The 1049-nt window shown below is 42.6% G+C and carries 3 pseudogenes; all 3 read right to left on the reverse strand.

What is annotated here, in order from left to right:
- Positions 1–179: pseudogene (locus tag LYNGBM3L_RS40375) on the reverse strand (Photosystem Q(B) protein 1); the annotation flags it as partial.
- A gap of 332 nt (positions 180–511) precedes the next feature.
- Positions 512–678 (reverse strand): annotated as a pseudogene (locus LYNGBM3L_RS50240) (family 1 glycosylhydrolase); the annotation flags it as partial.
- A 57-nt stretch (positions 679–735) separates the two neighbouring features.
- Positions 736–1049, reverse strand: a pseudogene (locus LYNGBM3L_RS11195) (photosystem II q(b) protein); the annotation flags it as partial.

Consider the following 1049-nt stretch of genomic DNA (forward strand, 5'->3'; position numbering starts at 1 on the left):
ATCGATGTCACAGGAGGAGCAGCGATGAAAGCAATGATGAAGCAGGTGGTAGCAGCTAGCAGGGTTGGGATCATTAATACACCAAACCAACCTACATAGAGGCGGTTGTTGGTAGAGGTGACCCAATTGCAGAACTGAGACCACACAGAGGTGTTGCTCTGCTGTAATACAGTAGTCATGTTCTTATGATTGCGGGTATGAATATGAAGTTATCGAGGTTCGTCCGGCTTGTTTGTGCCTTCATGTATTTATATTAAGCAATATCTAAAGTTTTGTAAAGGGTTTTGAGAGTAATTTCCCCTCAGGTTATTAAATAATGTAAATAAGTAAAAGTTATATTAAGTAAAGCTTGACAAATAAATATTAATGTTATATAGGAAGAATAGGTAAACCAAAATAGCGTACGCTACTAGATCAAATCGGATAGATCAAATGGGATTGACCTTTGGTCACCCTTCGCGATCGCTACCAGCACTTCCCGCTAAACCCTATTGGTTTTTCCGATTAATAATCAAACCACCCGATTAGTGTGAATACACTCGCAATACCACTCAAAACTAGCCTTAGGAATACGCTGTTGGGTTGGGTAATCTATATTTAATCAATATAAGTAATCCCAAAGCGGCGATCATATCCCCAAGCCTACTCAAAGTTATCCATCATACTCCAAACAAAAAAGCGCTCCCCATCTGGAGAGCGCTTTTTTCTAATCAAGCTGATTAAGCCAAGTTGAGATTAACCGTTGATGACTGGAGCAGTCAAAGCTACGGGAGTAGCTTCAGCCGCAGCAAGGTCTAGAGGGAAGTTGTGAGCGTTACGCTCGTGCATGACCTCGAAACCTAAGTTGGCACGGTTGAGTACATCAGCCCAGGTGTTGATCACGTGACCTTGTGAGTCAATGATGCTCTGGTTGAAGTTGAAGCCATTCAGGTTAAATGCCATGGTGCTGATGCCCAGTGCAGTAAACCAGATGCCGATTACAGGCCATGCACCTAAGAAGAAGTGCAAGGAACGGCTGTTGTTGAAGGAAGCGTATTGGAAGATTAAAC

It is taken from the genome of Moorena producens 3L (assembly GCF_000211815.1).
GTDB lineage: Bacteria > Cyanobacteriota > Cyanobacteriia > Cyanobacteriales > Coleofasciculaceae > Moorena > Moorena producens.